This window comes from Paenibacillus sp. FSL R5-0517, assembly GCF_037974355.1.
GTDB lineage: Bacteria > Bacillota > Bacilli > Paenibacillales > Paenibacillaceae > Paenibacillus.
This window is the reverse complement of the sequence record NZ_CP150235.1, coordinates 5,788,215-5,806,232: the sequence shown is the minus strand read 5'-3', so window position 1 is coordinate 5,806,232 and position 18,018 is coordinate 5,788,215. Positions and strand designations below refer to the sequence as shown.

Sequence of the window (18,018 nt, the reverse complement as noted above, 5' to 3'; positions counted from 1 at the left end):
TACAATATTAACGTGCAGAATTCAGTATGGATTCTTCACGTTTTTTTTTAGCATTTATGCAAAACATTCATTTTTAAAACAACTTATGCGCATATCCTTATGATTCAGCATAATTAACGGAGGTAGACGTTTGGGTAGAAAAAGCAGATATACACGTCAGAAGCGACGTTCATTTTGGCCCGGTTTTCTCGGGGCTTGTCTGATCGCTGGAGGGGCTTACTGGCTTATAACAAATGTATGGTTGAACCAGATCCATGAAGACCCCGATTGGGTAGGGAGAAGCCAGCCTATTTTTGTAGATGGGCAACTGATGGATGGAGACGCCTTGGGTACAGGAGATCAACTCAAGTTGCCTGTAAAGGTGCTGCAAGAAGCAGTTGATGCGGGCATACGTTACGAACCAGAGTCAGGCGATATCATTATTGCTTCCCCTCAGCGAGTTCTTCATATGAAAGAGGACAGCACACAAGCAGAACTTAATCACAAAGATTATCCTATGACGGTTAAGCCTGAGGTTAAGGATGGAGAAGCATACATTCCGCTCAAACCTTTGAAGGAAGTGTACGGCATCGCCATACAGGAAGATTCGGTAACAGGTGCTGTACTGCTGATGCGTGGAGGAGACACGATACAATATGCAGAGATTGATACGTTGTCATCCAAAGCAGATAAGACGGTGCCGTTATATAAACGTGGGGGAGAATCCTCACCAATCATTGCCGATATGGAAAAGGATGCACGGGTACGTGTATGGCAGACGGGTGATGAACAGAGTTTTGTTCAACTCGATAATGGATATGCCGGATATGTAGATAATGATCATATTGCACTCACGGAGAAAAAGAAGGTGGACACGCCCAAGTATACGCTGACTGCAGCAGAGAAGAAGTGGCAGAATAAACCGGTGAATCTGGTTTGGGAAGCCGTGTACAACCGTCAGCCTGATGTGGGCTCTATCGGTAAAATGCCTGGTGTGAATGTGGTCAGCCCCACATGGTTTCACATTACGGATGGACAGGGCACGGTGAAAAGCAAGGGAAACCAAGCTTATGTGAACTGGGCTCACCGTTCGGGTATGGAAGTATGGGGACTTATGGATAACAGCTTTGACCCGGACGTTACCAAAGAAGCTGTCGCTTCTTACGAGACACGTACTCATATTATTGAGCAGATGTTGGAGTATGCACAGACGTATCAATTGGATGGGATCAATATCGACTTTGAGAACGTGTATACCGATGACGGGCCGAATATTACGCAGTTTGTGCGCGAGATCAAGGCGATGGCACGCATACATGGATTGATGTTATCGATCGATGTAACACCAAAATCGAACAGTGAAATGTGGTCCGCCTTTCTGGATCGCCGTGCATTAGGTTCTTTTGCAGACTATGTCATTGTGATGGCTTATGATGAACATTGGGCGGCCAGTCCCAAGGCTGGGTCGGTAGCGTCTCTCCCATGGACTGAGGCTTCCATGAGACGCATACTTGAGGAGGATGAAGTACCTTCTAACAAATTGATCATGGCGGTTCCGCTCTATACAAGAATCTGGACGGAAGAGAAGAATGATCAAGGGGAGGTTAAAGTGTCTTCCAAAGCGGTAGGCATGAATACCATCGTGGAACTGATCCAAGAAAAGAAACTCAAACCCGAACTGGATCAGGCAAGTGGACAAAACTATGTGGAATATGAGGAAGAAGGAGCTACCAAGAAAATATGGATCGAAGATGCCGTGTCCCTTCAGGCGCGCGTGGATTTGATCGCTTCCTTGAAGCTGGGCGGAGTAGCGGCATGGAATCGGAGTTTTGCTAACGCCTCTGCATGGGAGGTATTGAAGCAGGCCGGTTACCAGAAATAATAGGCTCATGCTCGGTGTTCGACGAATGGCTTCTCTGTTCTTCTCTGCCAAGCCAGAAGGCGCTCCCGCTCGATACCACCTTATATGTAATCTATCATTTTATTAGCTATAGGAATCATAACTTAATTTCATATCTCGACTATTAAACAGCAACAAGGACTTACTGATAAGCCAAGTCCAAAAAGGTCCGGTAGACATACCGGGCCTTTTTTGTTCTTCAATGAAATTAGGGCAAAGACATTTAGCGGTTGGAGATCATTTCGTGCTAACCATCAGTGGGGGGAACTGTTGTGGAAGGCGCTTTCAGTTGTTGACTGGTCATATTGGCCTTATTAGGATCCAGGGTGAGGATGGTATGACAGAACATACATCGATCCGTTTTGCCTAGCATTTTGGTTAACTTCCCGCATTCCGGACAGTCGACTTGTACTGCGCTGGTGGAGAGCATACCCGCCCAGAAATAAATGGCTAGACTGGCCATCATGGCGATTAATCCGATGACAAGTCCTACAGCTGCGAATACCTTGCCAGCATGTCCCCAGAAAACAATTCCGGCTGTTCCCAGTATCATTAGGCCCATCCCTAGCATGGTCAGTAGTAATCCCCAAGTGCGGAAAGCATTAATTTTTGCTGATTTAAAAATCATGAAAAATGCTCCTATCGTATGAGTAGTATCGGACCTGGAAAAGAAGGAAACTTTAGTCTGGATGTAGAATTACATTATAACTGACTTGGCGCTTATCTGCCATGAAATGTATGGAGGGAATCGTGGAATTAAAGAACCTTGCTTTTTTGTCCGAACAGTCGGAAGAGACAGGGGCAGTTGGGGCTATCGCTTATTCCCACCCGGGAGAGCGATTCCACGGCTCCCTAATTCAAGATTTCGAATTATTGGTACTTGTTGTTCATAATGATGATCAATTAAAATCGGCGGTGGGACATTACAGATATGGTGATCTTCGTTATCAAATGATCTATGCAAGCCGTCATGAATTAAAGAGTAGTATAGTTACCGGGAATCACAATAATCTTACCGAGTGTCTGATTGAAGGTGAGATTATATGGGAAGAGGACAGCGCCTTAAGCGATTTGCGACAAGAACTGTCTGCCTTTGGTACAGAATTACGTGAGCAGAAGCTCCTGCATGAATTCACCAGTTTCTTGAGGATGTATGTGGAGGCGAAACGTCATATCCAGGAAGGTCATGTTGTAGATGCCTACTACAATGTATTAGAAGCTCTGGGCAACTGGGCAAGAATTGTATTGATTGAACAGGGGATATACCCGGATCATGCCGTCTGGACACATGTGCAGAATCTGGATCGTGCTTTGTGGAAACTATACCAAGAGCTTACGGTAAGCTCGGAGACACTGGAGCAGAGAGTAGAGCTTGTACTGCTTGCCTGTGAGTTTTCGGTAATGTCCAAAATGAGTGAATGCTCAGAGCTGCTGCTACGTGTGTTAAGAAGTCGCAAGGAGCCTTGGAGCATCAATGAACTTGTTCATCATCCGCAGTTAAGATTCGTTCGAGAAGATCTACCTCTGGTTATACGCAAGTTGGTCTTTCGTTCTATAGTAAAAGAATCGCCAGGGTGGCCATCTATCGAAGGAGAGGGTCGGGAAATTCGGTATTGGATTGAGACATAACCTTCTTCAAAAGTCTGGCAATAATTGATCGCATAAGGGAGGGGAAACCTTCCTTTTTTGTTTGTTTAATAATTTATAAAAAAATGTTGACTCTGATTCACGATATATGATACATTATATTTCGTTCCTCAAACGAGATTATCGCCAACAAACGATAAATTCTTCAGAGGAAAAGTGAAGAACTAACGCATCAAAAAAGAAATTAAAAAAGTTCTTGACGAAAACAAACGAAATGTGATACATTATTTAAGTCGCCGCCGAAACTTGGTTGAGACGAAAAAGAAGTGAAACAAATCGTGTTTGATCTTTGAAAACTGAACAACGAGTGAGTAAACATTCTGCTTGCAGAATGAACGCGAAAGTTTGAAACAAGCCTTGGCTTGAATCGACTGGAGCACAATTGAGATTTTTAATCTCGTCAGATTCAAAATGAGCTTATCGCTCTTTTCAATACTTTATTGGAGAGTTTGATCCTGGCTCAGGACGAACGCTGGCGGCATGCCTAATACATGCAAGTCGAGCGGAGTTGATAAGAAGCTTGCTTCTTTGATGCTTAGCGGCGGACGGGTGAGTAACACGTAGGCAACCTGCCCTCAAGTTTGGGACAACTACCGGAAACGGTAGCTAATACCGAATAGTTGTTTTCTTCGCCTGAAGGAAACTGGAAAGACGGAGCAATCTGTCACTTGGGGATGGGCCTGCGGCGCATTAGCTAGTTGGTGGGGTAACGGCTCACCAAGGCGACGATGCGTAGCCGACCTGAGAGGGTGATCGGCCACACTGGGACTGAGACACGGCCCAGACTCCTACGGGAGGCAGCAGTAGGGAATCTTCCGCAATGGGCGAAAGCCTGACGGAGCAATGCCGCGTGAGTGATGAAGGTTTTCGGATCGTAAAGCTCTGTTGCCAGGGAAGAACGCTTGGGAGAGTAACTGCTCTCAAGGTGACGGTACCTGAGAAGAAAGCCCCGGCTAACTACGTGCCAGCAGCCGCGGTAATACGTAGGGGGCAAGCGTTGTCCGGAATTATTGGGCGTAAAGCGCGCGCAGGCGGTCATTTAAGTCTGGTGTTTAATCCCGGGGCTCAACCCCGGATCGCACTGGAAACTGGGTGACTTGAGTGCAGAAGAGGAGAGTGGAATTCCACGTGTAGCGGTGAAATGCGTAGATATGTGGAGGAACACCAGTGGCGAAGGCGACTCTCTGGGCTGTAACTGACGCTGAGGCGCGAAAGCGTGGGGAGCAAACAGGATTAGATACCCTGGTAGTCCACGCCGTAAACGATGAGTGCTAGGTGTTAGGGGTTTCGATACCCTTGGTGCCGAAGTTAACACATTAAGCACTCCGCCTGGGGAGTACGGTCGCAAGACTGAAACTCAAAGGAATTGACGGGGACCCGCACAAGCAGTGGAGTATGTGGTTTAATTCGAAGCAACGCGAAGAACCTTACCAGGTCTTGACATCCCTCTGATCGATGCAGAGATGTATCTTTCCTTCGGGACAGAGGAGACAGGTGGTGCATGGTTGTCGTCAGCTCGTGTCGTGAGATGTTGGGTTAAGTCCCGCAACGAGCGCAACCCTTGATCTTAGTTGCCAGCATTTCGGGTGGGCACTCTAAGGTGACTGCCGGTGACAAACCGGAGGAAGGTGGGGATGACGTCAAATCATCATGCCCCTTATGACCTGGGCTACACACGTACTACAATGGCCGGTACAACGGGCTGTGAAGCCGCGAGGTGGAACGAATCCTAAAAAGCCGGTCTCAGTTCGGATTGCAGGCTGCAACTCGCCTGCATGAAGTCGGAATTGCTAGTAATCGCGGATCAGCATGCCGCGGTGAATACGTTCCCGGGTCTTGTACACACCGCCCGTCACACCACGAGAGTTTATAACACCCGAAGTCGGTGGGGTAACCGCAAGGAGCCAGCCGCCGAAGGTGGGATAGATGATTGGGGTGAAGTCGTAACAAGGTAGCCGTATCGGAAGGTGCGGCTGGATCACCTCCTTTCTATGGAGAATCGTTTCCTGTAACGGAAACATTCAAATAAAAGTCTTCAGGAAGCATGCTTCCGAAGCGAGCTTTACTTCGTAAAGCGTTTAACTCACTCGTTGCTCAGTTTTGAGAGCTCAAACTCTCAAACAGCTTGCTTTTGCATGGAGCTTGTTCTTTGAAAACTAGATATCGAAACGAAAGTAAATGCGAATTAGAACATTCCTTTTTAGCTGAACTTGTGTAAACAAGTTTCAATAAAAACGGTAGATTGCTGGAGCGAGTGATCGAAATGGAGCGACTTTTGGATTTGCGCAAGCAAACCAAGCGGAGCGACAGCTCGAACACGAGCGCAATGGTTAAGCTACTAAGAGCACACGGAGGATGCCTAGGCGCTAGGAGCCGATGAAGGACGTGGCGAACAACGAAACTGCCTCGGGGAGCTGTAAGCAAGCTTTGATCCGGGGGTGTCCGAATGGGGAAACCCAGCTGGGGTAATTTCCAGTTACTCATAACTGAATACATAGGTTATGTAGAGGCATACCAGGGGAACTGAAACATCTAAGTACCCTGAGGAAGAGAAAACAATAGTGATTCCGTCAGTAGCGGCGAGCGAACGCGGAGAAGCCCAAACCAGAGAGCTTGCTCTTTGGGGTTGTGGGACGTCTCACATGGAGTTACAAAGGAACCGGTTAAGCGAAGAGGTCTGGAAAGGCCCGCCAAAGAAGGTAAAAGCCCTGTAATTGAAAGTCTGTTCCCTCCGAGACGGATCCCGAGTAGTGCGGGGCACGTGAAACCCCGTATGAATCCGGCAGGACCATCTGCCAAGGCTAAATACTTCCTAGCGACCGATAGTGAAGCAGTACCGTGAGGGAAAGGTGAAAAGCACCCCGGAAGGGGAGTGAAATAGAACCTGAAACCGTGTGCTTACAAAAAGTCAGAGCCCGTTTTAGGGGTGATGGCGTGCCTTTTGTAGAATGAACCGGCGAGTTACGTTCCCGTGCAAGGTTAAGGTGAAGAGCCGGAGCCGCAGCGAAAGCGAGTCTGAATAGGGCGATGTAGTACGTGGACGTAGACCCGAAACCGGGTGATCTACCCCTGTCCAGGGTGAAGGTGCGGTAACACGCACTGGAGGCCCGAACCCACGCACGTTGAAAAGTGCGGGGATGAGGTGGGGGTAGCGGAGAAATTCCAATCGAACTCGGAGATAGCTGGTTCTCCCCGAAATAGCTTTAGGGCTAGCCTCGGAAAACAGAGTCGTGGAGGTAGAGCACTGATTGGGTGCGGGGCCCGCAAGGGTTACCAAGCTCAGTCAAACTCCGAATGCCATAGACTTACTTCCGGGAGTCAGACAGTGAGTGCTAAGATCCATTGTCAAAAGGGAAACAGCCCAGACCATCAGCTAAGGTCCCCAAGTGTGTGTTAAGTGGGAAAGGATGTGGAGTTGCACAGACAACCAGGATGTTGGCTTAGAAGCAGCCACCATTGAAAGAGTGCGTAATAGCTCACTGGTCGAGTGACTCTGCGCCGAAAATGTAACGGGGCTAAACACACCACCGAAGCTATGGCTTGATGCTTTGCATCAGGGGTAGGGGAGCGTTGTATAAGGGTTGAAGGTGTACCGTAAGGAGCGCTGGACATTATACAAGTGAGAATGCCGGTATGAGTAACGAAAAGATCAGTGAGAATCTGATCCGCCGAAAGCCTAAGGGTTCCTGAGGAAGGCTCGTCCGCTCAGGGTAAGTCGGGACCTAAGGCGAGGCCGAAAGGCGTAGTCGAAGGACAACAGGTCGAAATTCCTGTACCACCGTAAGCCGTTATGAGCAATGGGGGGACGCAGTAGGGTAGTGACGCGGACTGATGGATGTCCGTCTAAGCAGTGAGGCTGATGTGTAGGCAAATCCGCACATCGTAAGGCTGAGCTGTGATGGGGAGCGAAAATTGTAGTAGCGAAGGTCATGATCTCACACTGCCAAGAAAAGCCTCTAGCCAGGTGAAGGTGCCCGTACCGCAAACCGACACAGGTAGGCGAGAAGAGTATTCTAAGGCGCGCGGAAGAACTCTCGTTAAGGAACTCGGCAAAATGACCCCGTAACTTCGGGAGAAGGGGTGCCCCGGTAGTGTGAATAGCACGAGGGGGCCGCAGTGAAAAGGCCCAAGCGACTGTTTAGCAAAAACACAGGTCTGTGCGAAGCCGTAAGGCGAAGTATACGGGCTGACGCCTGCCCGGTGCTGGAAGGTTAAGGGGAGTGGTTAGGAGCAATCCGAAGCTGTGAACCGAAGCCCCAGTAAACGGCGGCCGTAACTATAACGGTCCTAAGGTAGCGAAATTCCTTGTCAGGTAAATTCTGACCCGCACGAATGGCGTAACGACTTGGGCGCTGTCTCAACGAGAGATCCGGTGAAATTTTAATACCTGTGAAGATGCAGGTTACCCGCGACAAGACGGAAAGACCCCATGGAGCTTTACTGCAGCTTGATATTGAATTTGGGTACGATCTGTACAGGATAGGTGGGAGCCTTTGAAGCGTGAGCGCCAGCTTGCGTGGAGGCAACGTTGGGATACCACCCTGATCGTATCTAGGTTCTAACCTGGTACCGTAATCCGGTGCGGGGACAGTGTCAGGTGGGCAGTTTGACTGGGGCGGTCGCCTCCTAAAGAGTAACGGAGGCGCCCAAAGGTTCCCTCAGAATGGTTGGAAATCATTCGAAGAGTGCAAAGGCATAAGGGAGCTTGACTGCGAGACCTACAAGTCGAGCAGGGACGAAAGTCGGGCTTAGTGATCCGGTGGTACCGCATGGAAGGGCCATCGCTCAACGGATAAAAGCTACCCTGGGGATAACAGGCTTATCTCCCCCAAGAGTCCACATCGACGGGGAGGTTTGGCACCTCGATGTCGGCTCATCGCATCCTGGGGCTGAAGTAGGTCCCAAGGGTTGGGCTGTTCGCCCATTAAAGCGGTACGCGAGCTGGGTTCAGAACGTCGTGAGACAGTTCGGTCCCTATCTGTCGTGGGCGTAGGAAATTTGAGAGGAGCTGTCCTTAGTACGAGAGGACCGGGATGGACGTACCGCTGGTGTACCAGTTGTTCCGCCAGGAGCACCGCTGGGTAGCTATGTACGGACGGGATAAACGCTGAAAGCATCTAAGCGTGAAGCCCCCCTCAAGATGAGATTTCCCAGTATGTAAGACCCCTTGAAGACGACGAGGTAGATAGGCTGGGGGTGGAAGTGCAGCAATGCATGGAGCTGACCAGTACTAATCGGTCGAGGGCTTATCCAATAGCAAGTGATAGTTCGCATGTTTCGTTTCGAATCTAGTTTTCAGAGAACCAACTCTGAAGCATATTCCCTGATAGCTCAGTTGGTAGAGCACTCGACTGTTAATCGAGTTGTCACAGGTTCGAGCCCTGTTCGGGGAGCCATATGGAGAGGTGTCCGAGCTGGCCGAAGGAGCACGATTGGAAATCGTGTAGGCGTCACAAGCGTCTCGAGGGTTCGAATCCCTCTCTCTCCGCCATAATAACAAGGCCCGTTGGTCAAGGGGTTAAGACACCTCCCTTTCACGGAGGTAACAGGGGTTCGAATCCCCTACGGGTCATATTAACTTCAAAAAAAGAAGTTGATTTTTACAACAAGATTATGATATGATCATAAATGTGTTGTTCGGAGGCTTAGCTCAGCTGGGAGAGCATCTGCCTTACAAGCAGAGGGTCGGGGGTTCGATCCCCTCAGCCTCCACCATAATATTTTTTTTAACGACGCGGGGTGGAGCAGCCCGGTAGCTCGTCGGGCTCATAACCCGAAGGCCGCAGGTTCAAATCCTGCCCCCGCAATTAACTTTCCTTGTGAAAGTACTATGGAACCGTGGTGTAGTTGGCCTAACATGCCTGCCTGTCACGCAGGAGATCGCGGGTTCGAATCCCGTCGGTTCCGCCATTTAATCTTTACATGAGGCAAACTGTTCACTACATCTGCTGTATGGCACTGATGCCCTATATAAAGTGTAAGGAATTAAGATTAGACTTTATTATGGCTCGGTAGCTCAGTCGGTAGAGCAGAGGACTGAAAATCCTCGTGTCGGCGGTTCGATTCCGTCCCGAGCCACCATTTTTAAAACAATTTAATATGCCGGTGTAGCTCAACTGGTAGAGCAACTGACTTGTAATCAGTAGGTTGGGGGTTCAAGTCCTCTCGCCGGCACCATGTAATCCTGGAGGATTAGCGAAGTGGCCAAACGCATCAGACTGTAAATCTGCTCCCGTACGGGTTCGGTGGTTCGAATCCATCATCCTCCACCAGTTTTTAGGGGCATAGTTTAAAGGTAGAACAACGGTCTCCAAAACCGTTGGTGTGGGTTCAATTCCTGCTGCCCCTGCCAATTAACTTTTAAGAAATTTAACCTTTTGTGGCGATCGTGGCGAAGTGGTTAACGCACCGGTTTGTGGATCCGGCATTCGGGGGTTCAATTCCCCTCGATCGCCCCTTTGTTTTTTCATTTTTTATTGGGGATTAGCCAAGCGGTAAGGCAACGGACTTTGACTCCGTCATGCATAGGTTCAAATCCTATATCCCCAGCCATTATGCGGACGTGGCTCAGCGGTAGAGCATCGCCTTGCCAAGGCGAGGGTCGCGGGTTCGATTCCCGTCGTCCGCTCCAAAATATGGCGCCATAGCCAAGTGGTAAGGCACAGCTCTGCAAAAGCTTTATCCCCAGTTCGAATCTGGGTGGCGCCTCCAGTATGTGCCGGCGTGGCGGAATGGCAGACGCGCTCGACTCAAAATCGAGTGGGAAACCGTGGAGGTTCGAGTCCTCTCGCCGGTATATTGAATAGCCCTACATGTTGCTTATGCAATGTGTAGGGCTATTTTATTTTATACAGATTTTTGTACAGTAAAGAATATTGGACTTTAATAAACATTGACGTATGATTATATTCAGTATATTGTAGATAAGTAAAGTCTTTAATTTAGAGGGAGTGAAGCAAAGTGAATAATGAAAAAAATGTATCGGATACCGATCTGTTATTTAATCTTTCTGTATGGGAAGAGGCATGGAAAAATCGTCCGAGAAGTCCAAAATATAAAAAGAAAAGCGCCCCATTTAATACAGAAGAAGCATTTGAACGATGGGCTAGGGATTATCATGTACAGTCGTTCTCTGAAGAAGGGAAGCAACGTTCCGAGCGTATTATGAATTGGATTGAGAACCAAGGTGTGGAGTTCGAGGGATTATCCATTTTGGACATTGGAGCTGCTTCGGGCATATTCACCATTCCTTTTGCAGAGAAGGGAGCAATTGTGACTGCAGTTGAACCATCTGAGTTGCTTGTCTCCCTGATGAAAGAGACGATACCTACAGCTCTTGAATCTAATATCGAAATCGTTAAAGAACGGTATGAGGAAATCGCCATTGAAGATAAGGGCTGGGAGAAGAAATATGACTTTGCATTTGCATCCATGTGTCCGGCAATGTCAGATTGGGAAACGATCGAGCAGGCGATCAACTGTGCCCGGAAGTATGTGTATATAAGCACTATGGCTGGACAGAAGGAACACACATTAATGGATGAACTTAAGGATGTACTGGGGGTAACTTCTACATACAAGGCCGGTGATATGGGATATATTCAACAGTTACTGTATTTAAAGGGTTATTCATACACTATGATCATTACGAGAGAAGTTAACTCATTTGAAGTACCAGTGGAAGAGATTATCGACAAGCTGCCAGAATTGCTTAATACGTATGAGTTACCATCGGATGAAGATTCTCTTAGTCTGGCTGAGAAATACATCCAAGATACATACAAGGATCGTACGGTGACCTTCTCACGTGGAGCAAGGTTCGGGAAGATTCTGATCCAACTTGAACAGCCAAACATGAAAACAGTTCATATTAAGGATAAGCGATAAATCGTATAGGCTTGTTATGTGTTCAAGGAGAACCAGCAATCGGGAGAAACAACGTGGTCTAACGTCTGAGATGACGCTAGGAAGCCTCACGCTGGCACACAAGAAGATGTATATGTGAAACAGATGAAGTTTGAAGGTAAGTTATAAGTTATTACAAGAGAGAGCAGGAGCGTTGCTCCCTCTTTTTTTTAATTAAAAATTAAAGTGCATTGATCCAAGTCCTCGATTACTTGAGCCTATAAAGCTTAATCAATGAACTACATATGGGCTAAAGGAATACTTAAATCCAATATCGAGACCACGGTAAAAACTAAGCCTGAAACTCGACACGAGACACGAAACGAAACACGTAGTTTACTTCCTGCTGCATAGTTCTGCATTCTGCTTACGCTCACGATACTGACCGGGGGTGATTCCTTCCCATTTACGAAATGACCGAATGAAATTTTGCGGATTGTTGTACCTAAGTCGCGCTGCGATATCTTTAACGGTTAGATCACTTTCGTCCAGCCATTTTTTAGCGATGTTAAATCGGTACTTGGTTAAATATTCACTAAATGAACAGCCTGTCTCTTTACGAAAAACACTACTTAAGTAGTTGGCATTGTAGTGAAGCTTCAAGGCACACTGCTCAAGCGTCAGATCCTTATCATAATCTTGATGAATCATGGCAATCATTTTCTCTGATATATGCTGATATTGGGCAACCTGTCTCGCTTTAAAAACCTGAATGACGGGCAAGATGACTTGATGGTTAAACCATTCCTCAACTTCAGCAGCGTACTGCAAACGATGAAGCTCATGAAACATCGATCCACGGCCTTGTGAGATCTGCCCGAGACGTATGCCGGAATCCTGAGTCATCTGCAAAATATGCGTGAGCAGCCTCGTAAGAGCCACCTGATATTCTTCTGGGGAACACTCCATACCAAAGATCACTTCAAGAATTTGTTGCAGAAGAGTAGGTGCCTGGACTTCATCCGCACTTTGAATAGCTTGGATCAACAAATATTCCAATGATTCTGGGTAGGTCATGGACCAAGTGGAAGCATAATGATCAATGTTCTCATACTGAAAGATAATACCTGGGCCAAGCTTCATCCGATGCTTCAGTGCCTCCATTGCCTCTAAATAAGCCTGAGGAATGTGGTATAAGGAGTTATGCGGTTGGCTGAAGCCTATGCTAACTTGAAGAGCTAGAATTTTATTAATTTGTTGTTGTAACTGGTCTGTTAATACATATAGCTGCTGTGAAAAAACAAATTGATCCTCTTCAACAGTGCCAATCACCGTGACTACCGTTTGTTCCATAACAATGGGAAGCAATTGTTGGTCATGCACCACCGTTTCCTCTAATATATTTTGAATAGCGAATAACAGGAGGTCACGATCATTAGCACTATATTTTGTATGATTAACGAGATCGGCCTGTAGTGTGATAACAGCAATTTGTTGCCATTCCCGAAGCTGACGCGTGAAGCCATATTCATGCAGGGTGTCATGAAGAGTATGAACAGAGATTTTACCCTGGAACAGATTCATCATAAGATGAGTGCGAATCTGTAAAAGATGCTTATTGAGTGTGTTCTCCAGTTGGGAGCGAGATGCAGATAATTGTGACACACCTGCTCTAATCTGTTCGAACTCATCAGACAGCTCAGTTGGTTGCTGAGTGAAGGTGCCTCCGTCTTTGGACAGCCTGTTGTCACCAAGTTGGGTTAAGAGCTTCCGAATCGGGACAAGCATTCGTTTGGAACCGAGCCAGGCAAGCAATAATGAAAGTAAAAGCAGAAAGAGACTTATATACAAAGTGTGTAATCCAATATCGATATATTCTTGTGTCAGAACGTTCGTAGGTGAGATTAGAACATAAGTCCATCCTTTTAAGGTAGTAGGGCTATACGTCAGGGAATAAGGTGTACCCGCGATCTTAACTTCTCGTTTTTCAAAGCCTGTTGAAAATGGAATGGGTGATAGTTTGGTTATGTTGGCTTCGGTATCCCGATCCTGTAATCCAATGGCTGACAACGGTTGTCCAATGTATACAGGATCGGGATGAACCAAGATACGATGTTCCCGATTCAAAATGATCAGTCCTGAGGCAGTATTGCCTAAGGAGACTTCTCCAAATGTATTTTGCAAAGAGCATGCAGGAATTCCGGCAATGAGGGCAGCATCGGAAGACGTATTCAGATTCGGAATAGTTCTCGCAAGGGCAATATGATAAATACAGCCTGTACCGGGTGAACGCTCGTCATTACTGAACACCGATGAAGGGGAGAGCTGCCACCCAGAGGTTAGCGTATCCGATATCAATTCCTTCATGGGAAGAGCCAGTGGAAAACCCGTATTACGATATAATCCGGCGTGATCAATAAGCCAATTCTGTGATTGGTTCACCAGGCTAATATCCAGCAGAGGTTCCCATGACCTCATATGTTGAAACTCGCTCTGCAGCTTGTCGGCAAGTAAAGGTCCTTTCCCTTGTAGTGAAGAAGAAGCAGACAGGGACCTGAGGGTTACTGGAGAGCGGACGGCCTGATCAAGCATATAACTGACTGTAGCGAGTTTGTGCTCTACGTTGGCTTGCATTTGTTCCAGCAACTGTCTGTTGGCCTGCGTACGATGCAGTTCAGATTGGTTCGATGAATAGATAAATGCAGCAATTCCCGTTAACAAAATGGGCAGGGTGCTTAACAGGATTCCGAAGATAATCATTTTGTGGAGATAGCTGATTGGTCGCACAGTTCCAGTTCCACTCCTGACATAAGTAATAGTAACACTTTCTATTTTAGTAAACGCTTACATATAGAACAATCTAAAATTTGTTTATTTGGATAAAAAAGTAATTTTTTAAAGGGGCATAGAAACAGAGTTAAGGGATTGCTGATGGATGATCTTGCAGAAAAGACTATAGGAACGGCTTGGTCCGACTCTTCTAAACGGAATCATAAGAAACGTAATAGCAGTGAGAACGTAAATAGAAACATGGACATCATTCTCTCTACAGGTTCATTTCGGGTAAAAGGTAGCCTGAATACGGAGATATAGAAGGTATCCTGAGTGCTGTTCAGCATGGGCGGAACGTTGGTCTTATATAGGGACAGTCAAAGGTCCAACTAGATCCCCGACCTGAGTCTAGGATGAAAAACCGTCCACGGTCTGTTTTGAAAAGTCTCAAATTCCCCTAGAATAAGGACATAAGGTTAAACAAGAAACACGGAAACAAAAAAACAAGAAACAAACGAACAAATGACTCAACACATTAAAATGAATGAATGGAAAGGGCGGTGAACAACAATTATGAGATTGAATAAGGGAAATGGCTGGGCGATTGTATTGATTGCACTGGGTGCACTACTCCTCTTCGGAAAGTTAACTCCACTTCTTGGACACTTAATGGGTTATCTGATTCCGGTCCTGATGATTGCACTGGGGTACTACGGAGTCAAGCGAGGAAATGTGATGCTCGGATGGATCGTTCTTATCATCGGTATCATCTCACTGATGGGAAAACTGGCATGGTTGATCGGACCGATCATCGCGATCGGGTTAATCATCTTCGGTATCTCAATGCTAAGCAATAACCGCGGTCGTCATCGCCGGTACTAAGCTTTCACGATTATGAAAAGGAGGGACAGAACATAATGAGTGTATTTCGTCGAATGCGGGATATTACCGTAGCCAATCTAAACGAACATTTGGAGCAAAGTCAGGATCCAGTCAAACTGATTGATCAGTTCCTGGTCTCGACCCGCCAAGACATCGGTGAAGCCGAGAAACTTCGTCATCAATATGCAAGTCATACCAGACAAATGAAACAACAAGCCGATCAGGCAGCAGGTATGGTGAACAAACGGGAAGAACAAGCGTCCATGGCTCTAAAAGCAGGAGAAGAGCATCTCGCTAAGCTGGCCTTGCAGGAGAAAATTCTCCACGAGGAAAAAATGGAACAGTACAATGAATTGTATGCACAAAGTTATGCGGCATTACAGGAGCTAGATGAACAGATCGACCAGCTCAAAGTTGAATATCAGAATGTATACAGCAAACGCCAATATTACTACGCTCGTATGCAGACGATTCAGTTACAACAACGTATGAACCAGAGAGGCAATCACAACGGTCAGAATGTACCCCGTATGTTTAACCGACTGGATGACCAAGTCTCTGATCTCGAATATGAAGCACAAAGTCTCCGGGATATCCGGCGAATGGGCCAAGATGGTTCAGGAGTAACTGGCAGCATGTCATCCTCCACACTGGATAAGGAACTGGAGCGCTTAAGACAGAAATTGAACAATGACAGAAAGGAGTAGTCACATGAATAAATTATACCGCTCGGCGCGTAATCGAATGCTAACAGGTTTGATCGGCGGCATTTCTGAAAATCTCGGATTGAGCACCACGCTGCTGCGTATCATTTTCTTCATCAGTATTTTTGCTACGGGAGGTACTTCATTGTTGATCTACTTCATCGCTGCATTGGTGGTACCAAAGGAATCCAACCACGTTGATCCATATGCTTATGATCCCAACGTAAGAGGGTACAAGTAAACGAAAGGAGCAAGAACATGAGCAAATTATACCGCTCAACGCGTGACCGGATGTTAACCGGCTTGTGCGGCGGAATTTCCGAAAGTATTGGAATGGATTCCACCCTGCTGCGTATCATCTTCGTCATCAGTATCTTCGTAACTGGCGGCACGTCGTTGTTAATATACTTTATTGCAGCACTGGTGGTGCCAAAGGAACCGTATCCGCCTTATGATCCGTATGGTTACGGCCCGGGCCCTGGTCCTGGCAGAGGATACAACAACTATGATCATCAGCCGCCAAGAGGTCCTTTTCAAAATAATCACAATCAACAAGGTCCTGGTAACTTCGGTCCCGGCCCTGGATACAACAGCAGACCTCAATCCGGTCCGCGTTCTTATGACAACAATGCCTACGGAGCAGGTGCACCACAAGAAAGTGAACTTGATTCCATGATGAAAGATATCGAGAAAAAAGCACTGAAAAAAGAAGTTGAAGAGCTTCGCCAAAAATTATCTCGTTACGAGAAGGGAGAAAAGTAAAATGGGAGTATTTAAACGGATTAAGGATATGACGAAAGCATCGGTAAATGATATGTTGGATAAGGTAGAGGACCCGATTGTAATGTTGAACCAGTACTTGCGTGATATGGAGGCTGAGATTCATGAGGCAGAGGTAACAGTTGCCAAACAAATGGCGAATGAGCGTCGCATGAAACAACGTCTGGACGAAGCAGAGCGTACTTCGGTACAACGTGAGTCCCAAGCAGAAGCTGCTCTGGCCAACGGTCAGGAAGAAGTGGCACGCAAATTGCTTGAAGAGAAAATCTACTTTGATCAAAAAATTACGGAGTACAATGAACTGCATGCACAGTCCGAAGCACAAGCAAAAGACCTGTTGCAACAGTTGCATGATATGAAAGATGAGTTCTACAAAATGCGTAACAAACGTAATGAACTCGTATCCCGTGCACAAATGGCAAAAGCCAAAAAACAAATGTCTTCCATTAACAGCCTGCATTCCATTGAAAGTGGTGGCGCATCACTAGGATTCCACCGCATGGAAGAGAAAATCATGCAACTGGAAGCTGAAGCGGACGTAGCTCGTGCACCTTATCGCAACACATCATCCACGTATACGAACCCTGTAGATGTGGAAAAACAGTTCAAAGTGGATCAGCAATTACAAGCCCTCAAAAACAAAATGGGCAGTGGTTCCAAGAATGAAGCGAACGGAACTTCAAAAGAATAACTGTTCGCCCCGTGGACAATATGATATTCTATAAATCGTGTATAATGTACGGTTGGTAGAACAAAAGTTAAGCCATACAGGACTTCATTGCCTGGTATGGCTTTTCCGTTGAATAAAGAAAGATAAACTTACAGAGGAGGTGCGGCGGGGATGAATAAGAAGAGTAAATGGCTAGCAGTTGTCATTATTATTATTGGCACAATGATGTTATTAAATCAGAATATTAACTTGCTGACCGCTGCCGCACTAATTCTGTTAACGGTTGGAATGCTTCAGGTCCGCAAAGGAGATACTCGGAAAGGTTATCGGTATCTTGGCATTGGTGCGGCACTGTTATTGCTGGATAATTTAATGATTGTATTTTTGATTGTACTGGCTTCTTTAGCTTATTTTTATTCAAAAAACAAAAAGATTCACCTGGACGAAGCAGTTATGAAAAAACAGAATTTCATGGCCCGGTACTACTGGGATCAATCATCCTGGACGTTACGGAGTATGAGTCTGTGGCATGCCATGGGTGAAGTTAACGCCGATCTGTCTCTTTCGATTCCGGAGGAGAAACAAACAATCGTGTTGCTGCAAGGCGTTATGGGGAATGTTCGCCTTACGCTGCCAGAAGATTATGGTGTTGAGATTGAAGCATCGGTTCTTTTCGGCCGAATTAATCTTCATGGTGAACAAGATAGCGGCATGATGAACAAATTAGTATGGAGAACTCCTGGTTATGAATCCAGTGAACATAAAGCAAAATTTGTTATTTCTTATATTGTTGGCGACCTAAGCATAAGTAATCCGTAGTAAAATAGATGAAGAGAAGG

At 46.5% G+C, this 18,018-nt stretch carries 11 protein-coding genes, 15 tRNA genes and 2 rRNA genes; 26 read left to right on the top strand and 2 right to left on the bottom strand.

Features of this window, described 5'->3' with window-relative positions:
• Window positions 1-130 precede the first annotated feature (130 nt).
• On the top strand, window positions 131-1,861 hold the full coding sequence (locus tag MKX40_RS25965; protein WP_339237665.1) for a glycosyl hydrolase family 18 protein: 1,731 nt from the start codon (window positions 131-133) through the stop codon (window positions 1,859-1,861).
• A gap of 265 nt (window positions 1,862-2,126) precedes the next feature.
• Here MKX40_RS25965 and MKX40_RS25960 read toward each other — a convergent pair whose 3' ends face one another.
• A complete protein-coding gene (locus tag MKX40_RS25960) occupies window positions 2,127-2,507 on the bottom strand; it encodes a DUF2614 family zinc ribbon-containing protein (protein WP_076319627.1) in 381 nt (126 codons plus the stop codon).
• 122 nt (window positions 2,508-2,629) lie between these two features.
• On the opposite strand from MKX40_RS25960, the gene MKX40_RS25955 reads away from it, so the two are divergent.
• The 19 genes from MKX40_RS25955 (at window position 2,630) to MKX40_RS25865 (ending at window position 11,413) form a co-directional block, all read left to right on the top strand.
• Window positions 2,630-3,508: a nucleotidyltransferase-like protein gene (locus MKX40_RS25955; protein WP_339237663.1), complete on the top strand. Its 879-nt coding sequence runs from the start codon at window positions 2,630-2,632 to the stop codon at window positions 3,506-3,508.
• 455 nt (window positions 3,509-3,963) lie between these two features.
• Window positions 3,964-5,515, top strand: a 16S ribosomal RNA gene (locus tag MKX40_RS25950).
• A 339-nt stretch (window positions 5,516-5,854) separates the two neighbouring features.
• A 23S ribosomal RNA gene (locus MKX40_RS25945) occupies window positions 5,855-8,780 on the top strand.
• The 16S and 23S rRNA genes sit together here with 15 tRNA genes alongside, the layout of an rRNA operon.
• A 66-nt stretch (window positions 8,781-8,846) precedes the next feature.
• A tRNA-Asn gene (locus tag MKX40_RS25940) sits at window positions 8,847-8,922 on the top strand.
• A 3-nt stretch (window positions 8,923-8,925) separates the two neighbouring features.
• A tRNA-Ser gene (locus MKX40_RS25935) sits at window positions 8,926-9,017 on the top strand.
• A 9-nt stretch (window positions 9,018-9,026) separates the two neighbouring features.
• Window positions 9,027-9,098: transfer RNA gene (locus MKX40_RS25930), tRNA-Glu, on the top strand.
• Window positions 9,099-9,165: 67 nt separating this feature from the next.
• A tRNA-Val gene (locus MKX40_RS25925) sits at window positions 9,166-9,241 on the top strand.
• 18 nt (window positions 9,242-9,259) lie between these two features.
• Window positions 9,260-9,333, top strand: a tRNA-Met gene (locus MKX40_RS25920).
• Window positions 9,334-9,358: 25 nt separating this feature from the next.
• Window positions 9,359-9,436: transfer RNA gene (locus tag MKX40_RS25915), tRNA-Asp, on the top strand.
• A gap of 95 nt (window positions 9,437-9,531) precedes the next feature.
• Window positions 9,532-9,607: transfer RNA gene (locus MKX40_RS25910), tRNA-Phe, on the top strand.
• Window positions 9,608-9,627: 20 nt separating this feature from the next.
• Window positions 9,628-9,703 (top strand) — tRNA-Thr (locus tag MKX40_RS25905).
• Between the two features lie 9 nt (window positions 9,704-9,712).
• Window positions 9,713-9,798: transfer RNA gene (locus MKX40_RS25900), tRNA-Tyr, on the top strand.
• Window positions 9,799-9,804: 6 nt separating this feature from the next.
• Window positions 9,805-9,878, top strand: a tRNA-Trp gene (locus MKX40_RS25895).
• Window positions 9,879-9,908: 30 nt separating this feature from the next.
• Window positions 9,909-9,981 (top strand) — tRNA-His (locus MKX40_RS25890).
• A gap of 22 nt (window positions 9,982-10,003) precedes the next feature.
• A tRNA-Gln gene (locus MKX40_RS25885) sits at window positions 10,004-10,078 on the top strand.
• 4 nt (window positions 10,079-10,082) lie between these two features.
• A tRNA-Gly gene (locus MKX40_RS25880) sits at window positions 10,083-10,157 on the top strand.
• A gap of 6 nt (window positions 10,158-10,163) precedes the next feature.
• A tRNA-Cys gene (locus MKX40_RS25875) sits at window positions 10,164-10,237 on the top strand.
• Between the two features lie 6 nt (window positions 10,238-10,243).
• Window positions 10,244-10,322: transfer RNA gene (locus tag MKX40_RS25870), tRNA-Leu, on the top strand.
• A gap of 164 nt (window positions 10,323-10,486) precedes the next feature.
• A complete protein-coding gene (locus tag MKX40_RS25865) occupies window positions 10,487-11,413 on the top strand; it encodes a methyltransferase domain-containing protein (protein ID WP_339237661.1) in 927 nt (308 codons plus the stop codon).
• Window positions 11,414-11,767: 354 nt separating this feature from the next.
• Here MKX40_RS25865 and MKX40_RS25860 read toward each other — a convergent pair whose 3' ends face one another.
• Window positions 11,768-14,158 carry a helix-turn-helix domain-containing protein gene (locus MKX40_RS25860; RefSeq protein ID WP_339237659.1) on the bottom strand — a complete coding sequence of 797 codons (2,391 nt, stop codon included), beginning with the start codon at window positions 14,156-14,158 and terminating at the stop codon, window positions 11,768-11,770.
• A gap of 558 nt (window positions 14,159-14,716) precedes the next feature.
• Between MKX40_RS25860 and MKX40_RS25855 the strand changes: the two genes are divergently transcribed.
• The 6 genes from MKX40_RS25855 to liaF all read left to right on the top strand — a co-directional run bounded on the left by MKX40_RS25855 (window position 14,717) and on the right by liaF (window position 17,998).
• A complete protein-coding gene (locus MKX40_RS25855; protein ID WP_339237657.1) occupies window positions 14,717-15,025 on the top strand; it encodes a hypothetical protein in 309 nt (102 codons plus the stop codon).
• 35 nt (window positions 15,026-15,060) lie between these two features.
• The gene (locus MKX40_RS25850) at window positions 15,061-15,732 is read left to right on the top strand and encodes a PspA/IM30 family protein (RefSeq protein WP_062838036.1); all 672 of its coding nucleotides are present in this window, start codon (window positions 15,061-15,063) and stop codon (window positions 15,730-15,732) included.
• A gap of 4 nt (window positions 15,733-15,736) precedes the next feature.
• Window positions 15,737-15,970 carry a PspC domain-containing protein gene (locus MKX40_RS25845; RefSeq protein WP_091020938.1) on the top strand — a complete coding sequence of 78 codons (234 nt, stop codon included), beginning with the start codon at window positions 15,737-15,739 and terminating at the stop codon, window positions 15,968-15,970.
• 17 nt (window positions 15,971-15,987) lie between these two features.
• Entirely contained in the window at window positions 15,988-16,491 is a 504-nt protein-coding gene (locus MKX40_RS25840; RefSeq protein ID WP_278298326.1) for a PspC domain-containing protein, read from the top strand.
• A gap of 1 nt (window position 16,492) precedes the next feature.
• Window positions 16,493-17,200: a PspA/IM30 family protein gene (locus MKX40_RS25835; RefSeq protein WP_339237651.1), complete on the top strand. Its 708-nt coding sequence runs from the start codon at window positions 16,493-16,495 to the stop codon at window positions 17,198-17,200.
• Window positions 17,201-17,350: 150 nt separating this feature from the next.
• Window positions 17,351-17,998: a cell wall-active antibiotics response protein LiaF gene (gene liaF, locus MKX40_RS25830; protein WP_339237649.1), complete on the top strand. Its 648-nt coding sequence runs from the start codon at window positions 17,351-17,353 to the stop codon at window positions 17,996-17,998.
• The last annotated feature ends 20 nt before the right edge of the window (window positions 17,999-18,018 follow it).

Coding starts and splice junctions, on each gene's coding strand:
- MKX40_RS25960 (WP_076319627.1), bottom strand. CDS start 2,507: ATGATTTTTAAATCAGCAAAAATTAATGCTTTCCGCACTTGGGGATTA.
- MKX40_RS25855 (WP_339237657.1), top strand. CDS start 14,717: ATGAGATTGAATAAGGGAAATGGCTGGGCGATTGTATTGATTGCACTG.
- MKX40_RS25850 (WP_062838036.1), top strand. CDS start 15,061: ATGAGTGTATTTCGTCGAATGCGGGATATTACCGTAGCCAATCTAAAC.
- MKX40_RS25845 (WP_091020938.1), top strand. CDS start 15,737: ATGAATAAATTATACCGCTCGGCGCGTAATCGAATGCTAACAGGTTTG.
- MKX40_RS25840 (WP_278298326.1), top strand. CDS start 15,988: ATGAGCAAATTATACCGCTCAACGCGTGACCGGATGTTAACCGGCTTG.
- MKX40_RS25835 (WP_339237651.1), top strand. CDS start 16,493: ATGGGAGTATTTAAACGGATTAAGGATATGACGAAAGCATCGGTAAAT.
- liaF (WP_339237649.1), top strand. CDS start 17,351: ATGAATAAGAAGAGTAAATGGCTAGCAGTTGTCATTATTATTATTGGC.